Origin of the sequence: Novosphingobium taihuense (assembly GCF_007830315.1) — a bacterium.
Lineage (GTDB): Bacteria > Pseudomonadota > Alphaproteobacteria > Sphingomonadales > Sphingomonadaceae > Novosphingobium > Novosphingobium taihuense.
On sequence record NZ_VLKJ01000003.1, the window covers coordinates 17,834 to 35,254 of the forward strand.

A 17,421-nucleotide genomic window follows, 5' to 3' on the forward strand; every position below is an offset into this window, starting at 1 on the left:
ACCTATAGTGCCTCAACCGGAATCAGACACAAGAGGGTAAACGTCCAGACGAAGACTCGATTCGTCGCACATCCGATTCGTTTCGTCGCTGCAAAAGTCATGCTGCAGTGCAGCGACGCGTGGAAAGAGCGGCACTTCAAGTGGCAAATGACATCCGTCGAAATATTTTTCGCACGTCCCAGCAAATTGTGGACAAGAACCGGTCAACAGCCACCATATGTGGTGTCCACAGGAATGGAGTGCGTTTGTGCTGAATCTTCTCTCGATCGTGTTCACTGGCCTTGTTGTGGGCGTGCTGGCGCGGTTCTTCTATCCCGGTGACGTAGACATCGGGCTACTCAAGACGATCCTGCTCGGCGTGGGCGGTGCGCTGGTGGCGGGCGTGTTCGCGAGCTGGAAGTCGGGCGGTAGATTCGGCGACGGCGTGAACCGGGCCGGCTGCCTTGCGTCGGTGATCGGCGCAATGCTGCTGATCTTCGTCGGGCGCAGTCTCTAGGCCCGAGGCGCCACGCGCCGGTAGCTGAGCGCTTCGGCGACATGGATGCGCCCCACCGTTTCCACGCCTGCCAGATCGGCGATGGTGCGAGCCACACGCAGCATGCGGGTATAGCCGCGCGCTGAGAGGCGCATGGCTTCGGCTGCCTGGGCCAGCAGCTTGCGGCCCGGTTCGTCCGGCGTGGCATGGGCATCGAGCAGATCGCCGTTCAGCTCCGCGTTGGAGCGGAAGGGTGTGCCTTCGAGGCGGGCAGTCTGGACCAATCTTGCCCGTGCCACACGTGCGGCAACCTGATCCGAACCTTCCGCTGGCGGCGGCAAGGCCAGATCTGCGGCGGATACGGGATCGACTTCGACGTGCAGGTCTATGCGGTCGAGCAAGGGGCCTGAGACTTTCGACTGGTAATCCGCAGCGCAGCGCGGGGCTCGGCTGCAGCCGAGTGCGGGATCGCCGAGGTGCCCGCAACGGCAAGGGTTCATCGCGGCGATAAGTTGGACCCGCGCGGGAAAGGTGACATGGGCATTGGCGCGGGCGACGGTGACCTCGCCTGTTTCGAGCGGCTGGCGCAGGGAATCGAGGACGACGCGCTGGAATTCGGGCAGTTCGTCGAGGAACAGCACGCCGAGATGGGCGAGGCTGACCTCGCCCGGTCGCACCTTCAGCCCGCCGCCCGTCAGCGCCGCCATTGAGGCGGAGTGGTGGGGGGCACGGAAAGGGCGGGCACGGCTGATCCGCCCATCCTCGAGTGTCCCGGCGACCGAAGCGACCATCGAAACCTCAAGCGCCTCTGCCGGAGTCAGTTCGGGCAGGATGCCGGGGAGGCACGAGGCAAGCAGAGACTTTCCGGCACCGGGCGGGCCTGACATCAGCAGGTTGTGAGAGCCCGCCGCTGCGATCTCCAGCGCGCGCTTGGCGGTTTCCTGCCCCTTCACCTGCTTGAGATCGGCCATGCGGCGGGGCGGGTCTGCCACGCCTTGCGTGGGCTGCGGCAACCGGCTGGTGCCCTTGAGGTGGTTGAGCAGGCCGATCAGATCAGGCGCGGCGATCACGTCGATCCCGCTGGCCCAGCGCGCCTCGGGCCCTTGCGCAGCGGGACAGATCAGGCCCTTGTCCTCACCACTGGCGTGCAATGCCGCCAGCAGCACGCCGGGCGAGGGCAGCACGCGGCCATCGAGCGCCAGTTCCCCAACAGCCACGTAATCGGCGATCTGTTCGAGATCGACAACGCCCATGGCGGCCAGCAGTGCGAGGGCAATCGGCAGGTCATAGTGCGAGCCTTCCTTGGGCAGGTCTGCCGGAGAGAGGTTCACGGTGATCCGCTTGGGCGGCAGTGCCAGACCCAACGCGGAGAGCGCAGACGACACCCGCTCGCGGCTTTCGCCCACGGCCTTGTCAGGCAGGCCAACGACGCGGAAGGCGGGGAGGCCGGGGGCGACCTGGCACTGAACCTCGACAGCGCGCGCCTCGAGCCCGAGATAGGCAACCGTCGATACCAGCGCGACCATGCATCCTCCTGCCCGATACGGGACAATACGGAGCGTAGCGCCTTCAGGCGCATCCAGGGGGCGGGATGCTGCCATTTCCGAGGCATTCCCGTCGAAGCCGCGCTCCAGAAAACACGGTGAACCGAATTTAACCCCGTTCCTTGGCAATTCGGCAATCCGCTCGGGCGGAAAGCTTGAGCCGATGCTCCGCCGTCTCGCCTTGCCTGCAATCTGCGCCCTGCTGGCGTGCCAACCTGCGCTTGCGCGCGAGGTCAGCACGCGGACATGGGTCGAGAACGGCGTCACCTGGACCGAGACAACGGTCGTCGAAGTCGAGGAGCCAGGATCGGAGCGGCTCGTCGGCCTGTCTCGTGCCGATGTGAAGGGCGTGGCGAGCTTCGGGCCGTTCGAGGTGCTCGACGGCAATCGAGCGGCGCTCGTCGCCGAGACTGACAGCTATTCCCCGGCCGATTTCCAGAAGATGCTGCGCGCCTATCCCGGCATTCGCGTGCTGGAAATGCCCGATTGCCCCGGCACGGTCGACGATTTTGCCAACCTGCGCCTTGGCCGGATGATCCGCGCGCAGGGCATCGCCACGCATGTGCCGGACCACGGCTCGGTGCGTTCAGGCGCGGTCGAGCTGTTTCTGGCAGGCGCCAGCCGCAGTGCCGCCCCCGACGCTGAATTCATGGTCCATTCGTGGATCGATGAGGACGGGCGCGAACCGGACGACTTTGCCGCCTCGGCCCCGGTCAACCGCGCGTACCTCGACTACTATCGCGAGATGGGACTGGCGGCGGACAAGGCAGCGGCGTTCTATGCGCTGACCAACTCGGTCCCGAACGAGGACGTCCTGACGCTCGGCACCGCTGATCTGGCACAATACGCGGCGCTGAACTGAAGCCCGGCGCGCCTAGTGCGCGGCGCCCCATGACAGGCCGGTGCCGATCTCGACGCCCAGCGGCACCGTGAGCTTGACCGCCGGTTCCGCCGCTGTCGCCATCACCCGCTCGATCACCGGCCTTGCCGCCGCCACGTCTCCTTCGGGCAGTTCGAACACCAGTTCGTCGTGGACCTGCAGCAGCATCTTCACGTGGCCGAGACCGGCTTCGGCAAGTGCCGGCATCATGCGAGCCATGGCCCGCTTGATGATGTCGGCGCTGGTGCCCTGGATCGGCGCGTTGATCGCGGCGCGTTCGCTGCCCTGACGCTCGGCCTGGTTCTTGGAACCGATGCGCGGAAACCAGGTCTTGCGGCCGAACAGCGTTTCGGAATAGCCGCACTCGCGCACGCTCTCCAATGTTTCGTGGATGTAGCGCTGTATGCCCGGGAAGCGTTCGAAGTAGCGGTCGATCATCGCCTGCGCCTCGTCAGCGCTCACGCCCAGACGCCCGCCGAGGCCCCAGCGGCTGATACCGTAGAGGATGGCGAAGTTGATCGTCTTGGCGCGGCCGCGCGTGTCGCGGTCGACCGTGCCGAACATTTCCATCGCCGTGCGCGCGTGAATATCCTCGCCAGCAGCGAAGGCTTCCTTCAGCGCCGGAACATCGGCCATGTGCGCGGCAAGGCGCAGTTCGATCTGGCTGTAGTCGGCGGCGAGCAGGACGTTGCCCGGCTCGGCCACGAAGGCATCGCGGATCTGGCGGCCGATCTCGGTGCGGATCGGGATGTTCTGGAGATTCGGCTCGTTGGACGAGAGGCGTCCGGTCTGTGCCCCCACGAGGCTGTAACTGGTGTGGACGCGCCCGGTATCGGGATTGATCGCGGCCTGCAGCGCATCAGTGTAGGTTGACTTGAGCTTCGACAGCTGCCGCCATTCCAGCACCAGCGTGGCGACTTCCGCCCCTTGCGCGGCAAGGCCTTCCAGCACGGACTGGTCGGTCGAATACTGGCCGGTCTTGCCCTTCTTGCCGCCCTTGTAGCCAAGCTTGTCGAACAGCACTTCGCCAAGCTGCTTGGGGCTGCCGATGGTGAAGGCCATGCCCGCCGCTTCGTGGATCACGCCTTCGAGGCGGGCGATCTGCGTGGCAAACTCGGAGGAAAGGCCCGCCAGACGCTCACGATCGACCTTGATGCCGTTGCGCTCCATCATCGCGACGACAGGCACCAGCGGCCTGTCGACCTTCTGGTAGACCCGCATTCCGCCTTCCTCGACCAGCCGTGGCTGGAACAGGCGATGGAGGCGCCAAGTGACGTCTGCGTCCTCGGCGGCATAGCGCGTGGCGTCCGCCAACGGCACTTCGGCGAAGGAAATCGCCTTCTTGCCCGTGCCGCACAGGTCCTTGAACTTCATCGTCGCGTGCAGCAGGTGCCGTTCGGACAATTCGTCCATGCCGTGCCCGGCAACGCCCACTTCGCCCCGGCCCGCATCAAGGCAGAAGCTCATCACCATCGTATCGTCGATGGGGGCGACCATTATGCCATGGCGGGCAAGGATATTGAGGTCGTACTTGATGTTCTGGCCGACCTTCAGCACCGCATCGCTTTCCAGCAGCGGCTTCAGCGCGGCGAGCGCTTCGGCGCGATCCACCTGCACCGGCTTTTCGGCAAACATGTCGGACCCGCCGTGGCCCAACGGTATGTAGCAGGCATCATTGGGGCCGAGCGCAAGGCTGACCCCGACCAGATCGGCGCGCATTGCATCGAGCGCGCTGGTCTCGGTGTCCACCGCCACCACACGCGCGGCAAAGGCCCGTGCGATCCACTGCTGCAGTTCGCTCATCGACTGGACGCAAGCGTAGGCGGAAAGGTCCGGCGCGGGCCATGAGGGCAGCGGCTGGCGATTGCCACCCTGGGGAGAGGCAGGAGCCGCAGCCTGATTCTCGGGCTTGGCGGGATTGAGCTGGGTCTTTGGTCCCGGGCTGCCCTTGCCGTCATCCAGGCGGCGCAGCAGGCTGGTGAAGCCATGCTCTTCGAGGAAGGCTGCCAATGGTTCGCGCGGAATCTGACCTAGTGCGAAGTCCTCGATCGGGATCGGAAGAGCGCAGTCTTCCTTGAGCTGGACCAGCACGCGCGAAAGGCGCGCCATGTCGGCCTGCTCGATCAGGCTTTCGCGCAATTTGCCCGGCTTCATCGAAGGCGCAGCGGCTAGCGCCGATTCGAGATCGCCGTGTTCCTGAATCAGTTTGGTAGCGGTCTTCGGGCCGATGCCGCGAATCCCGGGCACGTTGTCAACCGAATCACCCATCAAGGCGAGAACGTCGCCGACCTTCTCGGGGGGTACACCGAACTTCTCGACCACTTCGGGCACGTCGATGCGCAGGTTCTTCATCGTATCGAGCATGTCGACGCAACCGCCGCCGGTCCCGCACTTGCCGACCAGCTGCATCAGGTCCTTGTCGGACGAGACGATTGTGACATCCCAGCCGCGCAGAGTGGCGGCACGGGCGTAAGAGGCGATGAGATCATCAGCCTCGAGCGCGTCTTCCTCGATGCAGGCGAGGCTGAAGGCCCGCGTCGCGTCACGGATCAGCGGGAACTGCGGGACCAGGTCTTCGGGCGGAGGAGGACGGTTGGCCTTGTACTGGTCGTAAAGATCATTGCGGAACGAGGTTCCTGCCTTGTCGAGAATCACGGCGAGGTGCGTCGGGCCATCGGCCTTGTGCAGGTCCTCTGCCAGTTTCCACAGCATGGTCGTGTAGCCGTAGACCGCCCCCACCGGGGTACCTGCCGGATTGGTCAAAGGCGGAAGGCGATGGTAGGCGCGGAAGATGTAGGCCGACCCGTCGACCAGATAGAGATGCTGTTTTTCGTCCATCGGGCGGTGTTAGCAGGGCGGAAGGGCCGCGTCATGGGGATTGCAGGAGGAACTCTCAGCAACGTTCTGACGCATGCGCGGGTCGCTTCAACGCACGGAATTCCGGCAAAAAAAAGGCATAGCGGGCCGCAAAGCACCAAGCCTGCGACAGAATGCATACGTCTTGTGCTTGCAACGCGATGAATTGCCGATTAATTGGGTCAGGAAGTCTACCGACTGAGTAGGCTTTGCGGCGGGCTGCTTGCCCGGCGCTGTTCACTTCAATCCAGGGATTGTACCGCATGCGCAAGCTCATCCTCGCCGCTGTCGCCGGCACCGCCTTCGCCCTCGCTGGCTGCTCGGAAAAGCCGGCAGCTGAAGCCACCGAAGCTGCTGTTGAAGCAACTGAAGCTGCAACCGACATGGCTGCTGACGCTTCGGGCGCCGCTTCGGAAGCCGCCGCTGACGCGAGCGAAGCTGCTTCGATGTAATTCCCGCCCGCAAGGGCAGGTTACACGAGATAGAGGGGGCGTGGTCTTCGGACCGCGCCCCTTTCGCTTTTTCGAGTTTCAAGAACCGAGGAAAGAGCCAAAGCCGTCATGGCGCGTGGCAGGGCAGACGCAGGCGGTGTTCCCTTCGGGGGATCAGCGCCGGATTTGGAGACCCGTCAACGGCGGCGGACGAGATCCTGCGTGCTCTTGGCGAGCGGCGCGCTGTAACCATCGTAGATCGTGCGCATCATCCGCGCGATGAGGCCAGCATGGACCGTGTGCCCTTCAGGACCGGTCACGAAGAACACTACAGCCAGATGGCGTCCATCGGGCAGGCGCACGATGCCCACGTCGTCGGTCACCCCGGCAAGCGTGCCAGTCTTGTGCGCGACCAGCGTGCCTTCGGGCAGGCCGGCACGCATGCGGTTCTTGCCGGTGGTGGTCCGGGTCATCGTATCGAGAAGGACGGCGCGGCTTTCAGGGCTGAGGGCACCACCCCGGTCGATCGCCGAGAGCAGTGCGAGCATGGCGCGCGGCGTGCTTGACGTTTTCACATCGATCACCCGGGCAGGATCAATCCTGCCATCATCGCGGACAAGCGTTGCCATGGTGTGATCCAGCCGCTGGCCGACGATACCCTTGGCCGAAAGCCAGCGGTTGACGTTCTCATACCCGCCGACCGCACGGATCAGCCCGTCGGTCGCCTCGTTGTGGCTGCGGGTGATCATCAGTTCCATCAGGCTTTGCGCCGTCATCAGCTCACCCGAGCGGAGCGGTGCTTCTGCGCTGCGCGCACCGGTTTCCCGCACCGGGATCATCATGGGAAACTGCTGGTCGAGCCGGAACGTGCCCTTTTCAACCTGTTCAAGGAACGTGGCGGCGACTGCCACTTTGGCGGTGCTGGCCATGGGAAACGGCATGTCCGCATTGACGAAAATCTGCCCGCCCCCGTCGAGATCCATCGCTGCAACGCCGATGCGGCCGCGCCCTTCTGCGGCAATTGCTGCGACCTGCTGCTGGATCGCAAGGTCGCGCTGATCCTGTTGGGTCAGCGTCGCCCGGCTCTGCACCGCGGGGACCGTGGCGACAAGCGCGGGAGCTGCAACCATGAGGGCAGCGATGATTCTTGCGGTGCGGAACTTCATGCCCTTGTTGTACCCCGACCCAGGTTTATCCGTCTTTAACATAAGTAACGGATTGCGATTCGTTGGCAAAGTGCCTTTCGGACCACCTCGGCGCGCATGATGCGCAGGCTGGCGCATTGTGGGGAACCGGATTGACACCCGTCGATTCGCGCTGGACTTTAATCGATCGGTTAAGGATAGTGTCTTCAACCGGCACCGTGATGCCGGGGCTGGAGATGCGATGGAAGGGCTGCTCGAAGCCGTCATGGCGCGCGCTGGCGTGGTGGGTCGGGTCACCGGACTGCAGCGGCTGTCGGGTGGCGCCAACATGGAATCGTGGGTGTTCGGCTGCGCGGAGGAGCGCTTCGTCCTGCGCCGCGCCCCTTCGGCAGAATGGATCGCAGCGCGCCCGCTCGACATGGCTGGCGAAGCGGAACTGATGCGCCGCGCCCATGCCGCTGGCGTCCATGCCCCCGAAGTCGTGGCCGAACTTGCCCCCAATGACGCCCTGGGCATCGGCTTCATCATGCGCTGCCTTCCGGGAACCGCTGATCCTGAAGTTGCACTTTCGTCACCACCGAATCTTGCAGACGATCTCGCACGGGCGATGGCCGGCATTCATGCCCTCAATCCCTCTGGGCTGGAGTTCTTGCCGCGCCTGTTCCCTGGCGATGGCGTGGAGGGACTGGCTCAGCAGTTCGCGGATGCAGGTGGAGACCGGCCGGTCATCGCGCTCGGTCTCGCCTGGCTGCGTGCCAACCTTCCCCCGCCCGCGCCGTTGGTCGTGGTGCACGGCGATTTCCGCATCGGCAATCTGATGGTCGAGAACGGGCGCCTGTCGGGCGTGCTGGACTGGGAATTGGCGCACCTCGGCGATGGCCATGAAGATCTCGCCTATGGCTGCATGACCGTCTGGCGTTTCGGGCGGCTGGACAGGCAGGGCTTCGGCCTGACCGATGTCGCAAGCCTCGCCCGCGCCTATGAGGCTGCAGGTGGTGAGCCGTTCGACGCGCCACGGTTCCGCTTCTGGCTGGTCTATCGCACCGTGTGGTGGGCACTGGGCTGTCTGGCGATGGGTCGCTCGTGGCGCGAAGGGACGGACCGTTCGCTTGAACGCGTGGTCGTCGCCCGCCGCTGCGCCGAGCAGGAACTCGACCTCCTGCTGCTGCTGGAAAGCGAGGCACCTGAATCAGAGCGGCGCAAGGCCTTGTCGCTTGCAACTCCCACGCGCCAGGCCGGTCCTGGCGAACCGTCTGCGGCCGAGATCCTCACCGCCATTTCCGAATGGCTTGCCGCGACGGTGAAGCCGAATCTCGCCGGGCGGGAGCGCTGGGAACTGGCAGTTGCGCAGAACGCGCTGGGCATCGTTCGGCGGGAACTCGCCGGACGGGCCGATCCTGCCGACAAACCTCTCGCCGACGACCTGCTGGCAGGCCGCAAGTCGCTCGCCACCCCCGGCCTGCTCGCCACCCTGCGCGCCCGCGTGTTGTCCACGCTGGCCGCCGACATGCCCAAATACCCGGCGCTTGCCGCCGCCGCCAAGCTCTGGGAGCAACACTGATGGACTTCGATCTTCCCGCCGATCTCGTCACCTACCTTGCCGAGCTCGATGCCTTCATCGAGGCCGAGATAAGGCCGTTGGAGCAGGCAGACGACAACATCCGCTTCTTCGACCACCGCCGCGAATGGGCGCGCACCGATTTCGACAATGGCGGGCTGCCCCGCCACGAATGGGAGGCGCTGCTGGTCGAGGCGACCCGCCGCGCCGATTCCGCCGGACACTGGCGCTTCTCAGCGCCGAAGAAATACGGCGGCAAGGATGGCAAGAACCTGTGGATGGCGGTGATCCGCGAGCACTTTGCCGCCAAGGGCCTTGGCCTGCACAACGATCTGCAGAACGAACATTCGATCGTCGGTAACTTCCCCTTCGTGAACATGTTCGAGCATTTCGGCACACCCGAGCAGCAGGACGAATTCATCAACGGCGGCTTTGCCCGCACCCGCCGCACCGCCTTCGGACTGACCGAGCCCAACCATGGCTCCGACGCCACCCACATGGAGACGCGCGCCGTGCCAGAAACGCGCGACGGCGTGCCCGGCTGGCGCATCGATGGCGAAAAGATGTGGACCACCGGCATGCACGTGGCGACTCACTGCGCCACCTTCGCCCGCACCAGCGGCGAGAATGGCGATGCGCGCGGGATCACCTGCTTCCTCGTGCCCAATCCCACCGAAGGTCTCGTCATCGAGGAATACCTGTGGACCTTCAACATGCCGACCGACCATCCCCGCGTATCGTTCACCAATGTCTGGGTGCCTGAAAGCTCGATCCTCGGCCCTGTCGGCGGTGGCCTCGCCATCGCGCAGAGCTTCGTGCACCAGAACCGCATCCGGCAGGCAGCGTCTTCGCTCGGCGCCGCCACCTTCTGCGTCGAGGAATCGGTGCGCTATGCGCGCGAGCGCAAGCCTTTCGGCGAGGAACTGGCCCGCAATCAGGCAATCCAGTTCCCGCTCGTGGAACTCGCCACCCAGTGCGAGATGCTGCGCCTGCTGATCCGCAAGACCGCCTGGGCGATGGACCAGCTCGAAGCCGAGGAAGGCGGACACAAGCGGATCGAGCGCGAACTGTCCGATAAGGTCTCGATGTGCAATTACTGGGCGAACCGGCTGGTCTGCGAAGCGGCCGACCGGGCGATGCAGGTCCATGGCGGCATCGGCTATTCGCGGCACAAGCCGTTCGAGCACATCTACCGCCACCACCGCCGCTATCGCATCACCGAAGGCGCCGAGGAAATCCAGATGCGCAAGGTCGGCGCATTCCTGTTCGGCTATCTGGGCCCACGCAAGGGCCAGTTCGGGTAAAGTGCCCATGCCCCAAGGCAGGGCTGTCCTCGCCCGCCAAAGCTTGGCATAGCGGCCGCGATGAACAGCGTCCTTGCCTCGGCGATTGCCATGACCGTGATCGTCGCGGTGCGCTACCTTATCACCAGCGGCATGTTCGCCTGGGCAACGCACAAGGTCCGCCCCGGCCATTACGCCGGGCTGGAGCGCCAGATCCGCTCCGAGATCACCTGGAGCCTGGCCACGGCTGCAATCTACGGCGTGCCCGCAGGCGTGGTAGCCTGGGGCTGGCAGCAGCGCGGGTGGACCCGGATCTATACCGATCCGCAGAGTTATCCGCTGTGGTGGATGCCGGTCTCGCTGCTGCTCTACCTGCTGATCCATGACACCTGGTTCTACTGGACGCACCGCTGGATGCACCGCCCGGACGTGTTCCGGCGCATCCACGCGATCCACCACGCGAGCCGTCCGCCAACGGCATGGGCGGCGATGAACTTCCATCCCGTCGAAGCGGCCATCGTATCGCTGCTGATCCCGGCGCTGGTCTTCTTCATCCCGATTCACGCCGGGATGCTGGCGCTCGTGCTGCTGGTCATGACGGTGATGGGGGTGACCAATCACATGGGCTGGGAGATGTTTCCCGGATGGCTTGTTCATTCCCGGGCAGGGAATTGGCTGATAACGGCGAGCCACCACCATCGCCATCACGAGCAATATCGCTGCAACTACGGTCTCTACTTTCGCCACTGGGACCGGCTGTGCGGCACAGACAAGGGACTGTCCGCACCATGAAGCGCTCCTCCATTCTGCTGCCTTTGCTGCCCCTCATGATTGCCGGAAACGCTCCGGCCCCGACCAGCGTGACCGTGGACATCACCGGCTTGCGCAATGCCAAGGGCATGGTCTGGCTTTGCATGAGCGCCAATCCGAAGCTGTTTCCGGAAGGCTGTGACAAGGACCCCAACCGTCGCACGGCCTCGATCAGGGCCGATCAACCCGGCCAGCTCGTCATCCGCGACGTCATGCCGGGGCGTTATGCCATCGTTCTCCTGCATGACGAGAACGGGAACAAGAAAATGGACAAGACGCTGTTCCTGCCAAAGGAAGGCTTCGGCTTCTCGCGCGATGCACCGGTGCGGATGTCGGCGCCCAAGTTCGAAGCGGCAGCCTTCGATGTCACCGGCGGCGCGCCGGTTCGCATGAAGTTGAAGGTCCGATATCTGTAGTGCCTGACGCGCAAGTCCCGCCACAAACACAGCCTTCGGGAAGCCCGCTCGCTCCATTCCGCTATCCCGCGTTCCGCGCGATCTGGACCGCAAACCTGTTCTCGAACATCGGCTCTATGATCCAGTCGGTCGGGGCGGCATGGCTGATGACCGAGCTGACCCGTTCGCACGTGCTCGTGGCGCTGGTGCAAGCCTCTGCGACGATCCCGATCCTGCTGCTGGGCGTGTTCGCCGGCGCGATTGCCGACAACTACGACCGCCGCCGCGTGATGCTCGCGGCGCAAAGCGGCATGCTGGTCGTCTCTGCCGTGCTCGCGGTCCTGTCCTACACCGGCAATATCGGCCCTTGGTCGCTGCTGGCGCTGACGCTGATGGTCGGCATGGGCACGGCGCTCAATGGCCCTGCGTGGCAGGCCTCTGTCCGCCTGCAGGTGGACCGGGCCGACCTGCCGCAGGCGATCTCGTTAAACGCGATCTCGTTCAACCTTGCACGCAGCGTAGGCCCTGCGCTCGGCGGGATTCTTATCTCGTTGTGGAGCACGAGCCTTGCCTTCGCATTGAATGCGGTCAGCTACATCGGGATGATCGTGGTGCTCGCCAACTGGCGCCCCGAATCTCTGCCGCCGATGCGCGAGCCGATGATGGCGGCAATCGGACGTGGCATCCGATTCTGCGCGACGTCCTCGCCGATTCGCAAGGTGCTGATGCGCGGCCTAGCCATCGGCTTTGGCGCGGCGGGCCTACAGGCCCTCATGCCAAGCATCGCCCGCGACGTGCTGAAGGGCAGCGAACTGGACTACGGGCTGATGCTCGGCGGCTTCGGCATCGGCTCGATCGTGACGGCGCTGTGGATTTCCAAGCTGCGCAGGCGGCTGGGGAGCGAAGCGGTGGTGACGGCCGCGACCGTGATCTTCGCGGTGGCACAGTTGCTGATGGCTGCTGCCACAAGCGTTCCGATGGCGGTACTCGCCGCCTTCATCGGCGGCATGGGCTGGGCCAGCGCAATGACCAGCCTCAACGTGGCGATGCAGTTGCGCAGTCCAGAAGACATCCTCGGTCGCTGCCTGTCGATCTATCAGGCGGTGACCTTCGGCGGCATGGCGCTGGGCGCTTGGGCCTGGGGCACCGTGGCAGACTTCACCTCGCTACCCACCGCGCTGTATGTTGCCGCAGGCTGGCTCGCCCTGTCTCTTGCCATGCACTTTTTTGCCCCTATGCCGACGCGCGAGGAAGGGCGGCTCGATGCCGTCCCCAATGCCAGACGCCGATAGCCGGAGCCCACGATGACCGACGCCCGCCCCTTGCGCTCACTGCTCTACATGCCTGCCAGCAACCCGCGCGCAATCGCCAAGGCGCGCAGCCTCGATTGCGATGCCGTGGCGCTCGATCTCGAAGATGCCGTGGCTCCCGAAGCCAAGGCCGATGCGCGCGCAGCACTCGTCACCGAGGCACAGGCCGGTGGGTTCGGCCACCGCAGGCTGATCGCACGGATCAATGCCCTGGCCACACCTTGGGGTCATGACGATCTGACCGCCCTCGCCGCCGCGCCTGTCGAAGCGATCCTTGCGCCGAAGGTCGATGACGCAGGCGACGTCGAAGCGCTCTCGCAAGCAATGGACGCTGCGGGTTTCGCGCCCGACGTGGCGCTGTGGGTGATGATCGAGACGCCGCGCGCGGTGCTTGCGCTCGAACGAATCGCGGCCTGCGCCGGAAGCACCCGACTGGCGGGCTTCGTGCTGGGCCTCAACGATCTCGCCAAGGACAGCGGCATTGCCCAGCTACCGGGCCGGAGAGCGTTCCTGCCCGTGCTGACCATGGCGGTCCTCGCCGCCCGCGCACATGGGCTCGTCATCCTCGACGGGGTCTGCAACGCGATCGAGGACACGGCCCGGCTGGAAGCCGAATGCGAGCAGGCGCGCGATTCGGGATTTGATGGCAAGACGCTGATTCACCCCGCGCAACTTGAACCATGCAACCGCATTTTCGCGCCTTCGGCTGCCGATCTTGCCGAAGCGGAGACGATTGTCGCGGCCTTTGCCGATCCTGCCAATTCAGGCCGAGGCGCCTTGCGCGTCAGCGGAAAAATGGTGGAACTTCTGCACCTTGCGCAGGCAGAGAAGCTGCTTGCCAAAGCGGCCGCCATAGCCGCGCGTTAACCCGGAATAAGCCGCACTGGCGCAACTTAAGCACTTCTTCACGAAGTTGCGCCAGACCAGTTCCCGACAAATGGGATCTGGTGAACGTGATGGATACTTTGCGTGGAATTGACCGTGACAGCGTCGAGGCAGAACTCGATCTGACAGGATTCGAAGACGACGCGGCCAGCGAAGCGCCGCCGCCTGTCGTCGGCCAGGACGAACGCCGCATGCAGGTGCGCGCCTACAACTACTGGGCGAGCCAGCTTGGCAACAACTCGTTCCCGCCGGTCGCGTCGCTGCTTGCCGGGCACTATCCTGATTTCGCCGACAATCTCGTGCTGCTGCACTTCGACGAAGGGATCGACGATCCCGCCATCACCTTCCTTGGCGCCAAGCTCGGCGAGGAATGCGGCACCGAAGGCTCGATCGAGCGGCTGAGCCAGGTTCCGGGTCGCTCGCTGCTCTCGCGCATCACCGACCACTACATGCAGATCATCGCCAATCAGGCGCCGATCGGCTTCGAGGCCGAGTTCGTCAACCAGCACGGCCGCACGATCCTCTATCGCGGCATCCTGCTGCCGTTCTCCTCGGATGGGTCGAAGATCGACTACATCATGGGCGCGATCAACTGGAAGGAACTGGCCGATCAGGCGACGACCGACGAGCTCCTGCTGGAGATCGGTCAGGCGCTCGATACGGCCCCGATCAAGCAGCAGCCGCGCCGCCCGCTGATCGAGCCGAGCGATGCCTGGGCCGATGGCCCCGCCGCGCTTGATCTCGATGCCTTTCCCGAACCCGCCTTCGGGCTGGACGATGATATCTTCCCGCCGCCCCCGGCCGATGACGCGCACGAGCCCGAATCTCTGGCCGACTGGCTCGGATCGGCGCGCGAGATGGCGCTTGTCGCCAACTCCAGCGAAGACCGCACCCGCAGCGCGCTTTATGCTGCCATCGGCCGGGCATGGGACTTCGCGCTGGCCGCGCAGGGCGAACCGGAAGAGTTTGCCGAACTGCTCGAGGACGCAGGCCTCACCATGCAGGAACGTGCGCCGATGACCCCGATCGTCAAACTTGTGTTCGGCGCCGACTACGACAAGACCCGCCTCACCGAATACGCTGCAGCGCTGACCCATGCCCAGCGCATCGGCCTCGCCCGCGGCGAACTCGGCAAGTACCTGTCCGAAGCTCCAGGCGGCCTCAAAGGCGTGATCAACGCCGAGCGACGACTGCGCCGCGAGGAAGCGGGCAAGGCTCTGGCCAGGCGCGGACCTGAGGCACTGGCCGAATCGCTGCGTGCCCTGCCTTCGCGCAAGGTCAGCGAGATCGCCCCTCCCGAAGGCGTGGAGTTCGCCCTCGTCGTCGTCCGGCGGCTGGCCAATGGCGAAGTGGTTGCGCTCGGCGAAGTGGCCGACGATGCAGCCCTGTTCGAAAGAGCCGCACGCCACCTCATCGGCTGATGCGTGTATGCCCCTGCAGCCGCTTTGCGACATAGCGGTTGCCTGCTAGCGCTTGCCACATGGCAAGCACGACGAAGGGCAAGTGGCGCATGGGTTGGATCGGCTGGACGGCGACATGCCTCGTCCTGCTAGGGGTCGTAGGGTACGTCGCCTTCCGCCATGCCTTGCAGAACAACGCCGTCGCCGTGCTCGACGGGGCCGACCGGCTGCTCAACGGTGGTGACGGTGCCATCCAGCTTGTGGCGCAGGCCCGATTTGGCAAGGACCCGGCGCAGAAGCTGGAAATGTTCGTGCCACAGGGCGCGAAAGGCGCCTTGCCGATCGTCGTTTTCATCCACGGCGGCAGCTGGGCAAGCGGGGATCCTCACGACTACCGCTTCATCGCCCGCACACTCTGCGCCCAAGGCTATGCAGTGGTTCTCGCCGGATACCGCCTCTATCCTCAGGCAAAGTTCCCCGGAATGCTGGAAGACGGCGCAGCTGCGCTGCGCTGGGTGCATGACAACGCCGGAAAGCTCGGTGGTGACCCGGCGCGCATCGCGCTGATGGGTCATTCGGCAGGCGCCTACAACGTCATGATGCTCTCGCTTGACCCCCAATGGCTGAAGCGCGTGGGGCTCGATACGCAGACGATCCGGGGGACGGTGGCGCTGGCAGGACCGTTCGATTTCCTGCCGCTCGACAGCCCCGCAACGATCAACAGCTTCGGCGATGCACCCGATCCCTCGATGACCCAACCAGTCAATTTCGCCCATGCCGGAGCGCCGCCGCTGCTGCTTGTGACGGGCGATGCCGATACGCGCGTAAAACCGCGCAACTCGAAGGCGCTCGCACGCCGGATGACCGAAGCCGGCGTGCCGACACAGCCGGTCCTGCTCGAAGGCGTGAGCCACGAGATGATCATCATGATGTTTGCGCGTCCCTTCAGCCGCGATGCCCGCGCGCTCGATGTTGTGCTGCCATTCCTCGCGAAGGTGACTGCACCTTCAGTTGCGGTTCAGGCGCAGGGCGGATAGTCCCGCCATCGTGACGCGCCCCCGCTCTGCCCCATTCCGGACGACGTTCCTGAGCCGCCTCGTGGCGGTATTCGTGGCGCTATCGCTGTGTCTGCAGCCAGCCGTCGCGCAATCGGTGCTGCGCGATGCCGAGACCGAAGCGCTGTTCCGCGATGCATCGGCACCGATCTTCAAGGCTGCTGGATTCAATCCCAATGCGGTGGACCTGATCCTGCTCAACGACGGCTCGATCAACGCCTTCGTCGCAGGCGGACAGGCGATCTACATCCATTCAGGGCTGGTCGGCGCGGCTGACAACGTCAACGAACTGCAGGGCGTCATCGCGCACGAACTTGGCCACATCACCGGCGGCCACGTCATCCGCTTTGACGAAGGCCTCAAGCCCGCAACCGGCATTACGGTGCTGTCGCTGCTGCTTGGCGGGCTGGCTGCCGCAGCCGGATCGCCCGACGCGGCGCTGGGCGTGTTCATGGCCGGACAGCAGGCCGCACTGGGCAAGTTCCTCGCCTTCAGCCGCGCGCAGGAAAGCTCGGCCGACGCGGCGGGTGCCAAGTTCCTTTCGGATGCCGGGATTTCAGGCCGCGGCTCGATCGAGTTCTTCAAGAAGCTGCAGAATCAGGAATTCCGCTACGGGTTCAGCCGTCGCAGCAATCCCGATGCGGAGTTCTACAGCACCCACCCGATGACAGCAGACCGCCTGGCCACGCTGCAGGACACCTACGAGAAGGACCCGGCGTGGAACACGCCGCCGCCTGCCGAACTCCAGGCCCGGTTCCTGCGGGTGAAGGCAAAGCTCTATGGCTACCTGGCCGAACCGCAGGACACGCTGCGCGCCTATCCCGAATACCTGACCGACGTTCCCGCGCGCTATGCGCGGGCCTATGCCTTCCACAAGGAAGCCTTCGTCGACAAGGCGCTGGACGAGACCAAGGCGCTGATCGCCAGCGATCCGGCCAACCCCTATTTCCTCGAACTGGAGGGGCAGATCCTGCTCGAATCGGGCCGCCCTGCCGAAGCGGTTGCGCCGCTGCGCAAGGCTACGCAGCTGACCAGCAACGAGCCGCTGATCGCCACCACCTTCGGCCACGCCCTGATTGCCACCGAGGACAAGGACAACTTTGCCGAAGCCGAGAAGGTGCTCAAGACCTCGGTCGCGCGCGACAAGGACAATCCGTTCACCTGGTACCAGCTCGGCGTGGTGTATGAAGCCAAGGGTGACATCCCCCGCGCGAGGCTCGCCAGCGCGGAGCAGCAGCTGATGAACATGCAGCTGGGCGAGGCCGTGCGCAGCGCCGAAGCCGCGGAAAGCGCCCTGCCCAAAGGCACGCCGGACTGGCTTCGCGCGCAGGACATCGCGATGTCGGCCCGCGCGATGATGGAACGCCAGAAGAAATCGCGCTAGGTCACTGCAG

Annotated in this window: 15 protein-coding genes; 12 read left to right on the forward strand and 3 right to left on the reverse strand. The window is 64.9% G+C overall.

The features are described 5' to 3' along the window. Window positions 1–247 precede the first annotated feature (247 nt). On the forward strand, window positions 248–496 hold the full coding sequence (locus tag IQ25_RS07295; protein ID WP_144904317.1) for a GlsB/YeaQ/YmgE family stress response membrane protein: 249 nt from the start codon (window positions 248–250) through the stop codon (window positions 494–496). Here the strand turns inward: IQ25_RS07295 and IQ25_RS07300 are convergent. Further along, entirely contained in the window at window positions 493–2,001 is a 1,509-nt protein-coding gene (locus IQ25_RS07300) for a YifB family Mg chelatase-like AAA ATPase (RefSeq protein WP_144904319.1), read from the reverse strand. The genes IQ25_RS07295 and IQ25_RS07300 overlap by 4 nt on opposite strands. A 181-nt stretch (window positions 2,002–2,182) precedes the next feature. On the opposite strand from IQ25_RS07300, the gene IQ25_RS07305 reads away from it, so the two are divergent. Further along, window positions 2,183–2,881 carry a hypothetical protein gene (locus IQ25_RS07305; RefSeq protein ID WP_144904321.1) on the forward strand — a complete coding sequence of 233 codons (699 nt, stop codon included), beginning with the start codon at window positions 2,183–2,185 and terminating at the stop codon, window positions 2,879–2,881. 12 nt (window positions 2,882–2,893) lie between these two features. On the opposite strand, the gene polA is transcribed toward IQ25_RS07305, so the two are convergent. Next, on the reverse strand, window positions 2,894–5,737 hold the full coding sequence (gene polA / locus IQ25_RS07310) for a DNA polymerase I (RefSeq protein ID WP_144904323.1): 2,844 nt from the start codon (window positions 5,735–5,737) through the stop codon (window positions 2,894–2,896). Window positions 5,738–6,018: 281 nt separating this feature from the next. Between polA and IQ25_RS07315 the strand changes: the two genes are divergently transcribed. Then, the gene (locus IQ25_RS07315; protein ID WP_144904325.1) at window positions 6,019–6,207 is read left to right on the forward strand and encodes a hypothetical protein; all 189 of its coding nucleotides are present in this window, start codon (window positions 6,019–6,021) and stop codon (window positions 6,205–6,207) included. A gap of 176 nt (window positions 6,208–6,383) precedes the next feature. On the opposite strand, the gene IQ25_RS07320 is transcribed toward IQ25_RS07315, so the two are convergent. Next, window positions 6,384–7,352 (reverse strand): serine hydrolase, encoded by a 969-nt coding sequence (locus tag IQ25_RS07320; protein ID WP_258536979.1) that lies wholly within the window; start codon window positions 7,350–7,352, stop codon window positions 6,384–6,386. Between the two features lie 220 nt (window positions 7,353–7,572). Here IQ25_RS07320 and IQ25_RS07325 point away from each other — a divergent pair, with 220 nt between their 5' ends. The 9 genes from IQ25_RS07325 to IQ25_RS07365 all read left to right on the forward strand — a co-directional run bounded on the left by IQ25_RS07325 (window position 7,573) and on the right by IQ25_RS07365 (window position 17,411). After that, window positions 7,573–8,892, forward strand: coding sequence for a phosphotransferase (locus IQ25_RS07325; RefSeq protein WP_144904329.1), 1,320 nt, complete (start codon window positions 7,573–7,575; stop codon window positions 8,890–8,892). Then, window positions 8,892–10,193, forward strand: coding sequence for an acyl-CoA dehydrogenase family protein (locus IQ25_RS07330; protein ID WP_144904331.1), 1,302 nt, complete (start codon window positions 8,892–8,894; stop codon window positions 10,191–10,193). Before IQ25_RS07325 ends, IQ25_RS07330 begins: the two co-directional genes overlap by 1 nt. A 60-nt stretch (window positions 10,194–10,253) precedes the next feature. Beyond that, on the forward strand, window positions 10,254–10,964 hold the full coding sequence (locus IQ25_RS07335; RefSeq protein ID WP_144904333.1) for a sterol desaturase family protein: 711 nt from the start codon (window positions 10,254–10,256) through the stop codon (window positions 10,962–10,964). Beyond that, window positions 10,961–11,398, forward strand: coding sequence for a DUF2141 domain-containing protein (locus IQ25_RS07340; protein WP_144904335.1), 438 nt, complete (start codon window positions 10,961–10,963; stop codon window positions 11,396–11,398). Before IQ25_RS07335 ends, IQ25_RS07340 begins: the two co-directional genes overlap by 4 nt. Next, the gene (locus IQ25_RS07345; RefSeq protein ID WP_144904337.1) at window positions 11,398–12,669 is read left to right on the forward strand and encodes an MFS transporter; all 1,272 of its coding nucleotides are present in this window, start codon (window positions 11,398–11,400) and stop codon (window positions 12,667–12,669) included. The genes IQ25_RS07340 and IQ25_RS07345 overlap by 1 nt, the downstream gene beginning before the upstream one ends. A gap of 12 nt (window positions 12,670–12,681) precedes the next feature. Beyond that, entirely contained in the window at window positions 12,682–13,554 is an 873-nt protein-coding gene (locus IQ25_RS07350) for an HpcH/HpaI aldolase/citrate lyase family protein (RefSeq protein WP_144904339.1), read from the forward strand. 89 nt (window positions 13,555–13,643) lie between these two features. Next, window positions 13,644–14,993 (forward strand): PAS domain-containing protein, encoded by a 1,350-nt coding sequence (locus IQ25_RS07355; RefSeq protein WP_144904341.1) that lies wholly within the window; start codon window positions 13,644–13,646, stop codon window positions 14,991–14,993. Between the two features lie 59 nt (window positions 14,994–15,052). Next, complete coding sequence (locus IQ25_RS07360) at window positions 15,053–16,009, forward strand: alpha/beta hydrolase (protein WP_246415707.1); 957 nt, start codon at window positions 15,053–15,055, stop codon at window positions 16,007–16,009. 49 nt (window positions 16,010–16,058) lie between these two features. Then, the gene (locus tag IQ25_RS07365; RefSeq protein ID WP_181447213.1) at window positions 16,059–17,411 is read left to right on the forward strand and encodes a M48 family metalloprotease; all 1,353 of its coding nucleotides are present in this window, start codon (window positions 16,059–16,061) and stop codon (window positions 17,409–17,411) included. The last annotated feature ends 10 nt before the right edge of the window (window positions 17,412–17,421 follow it).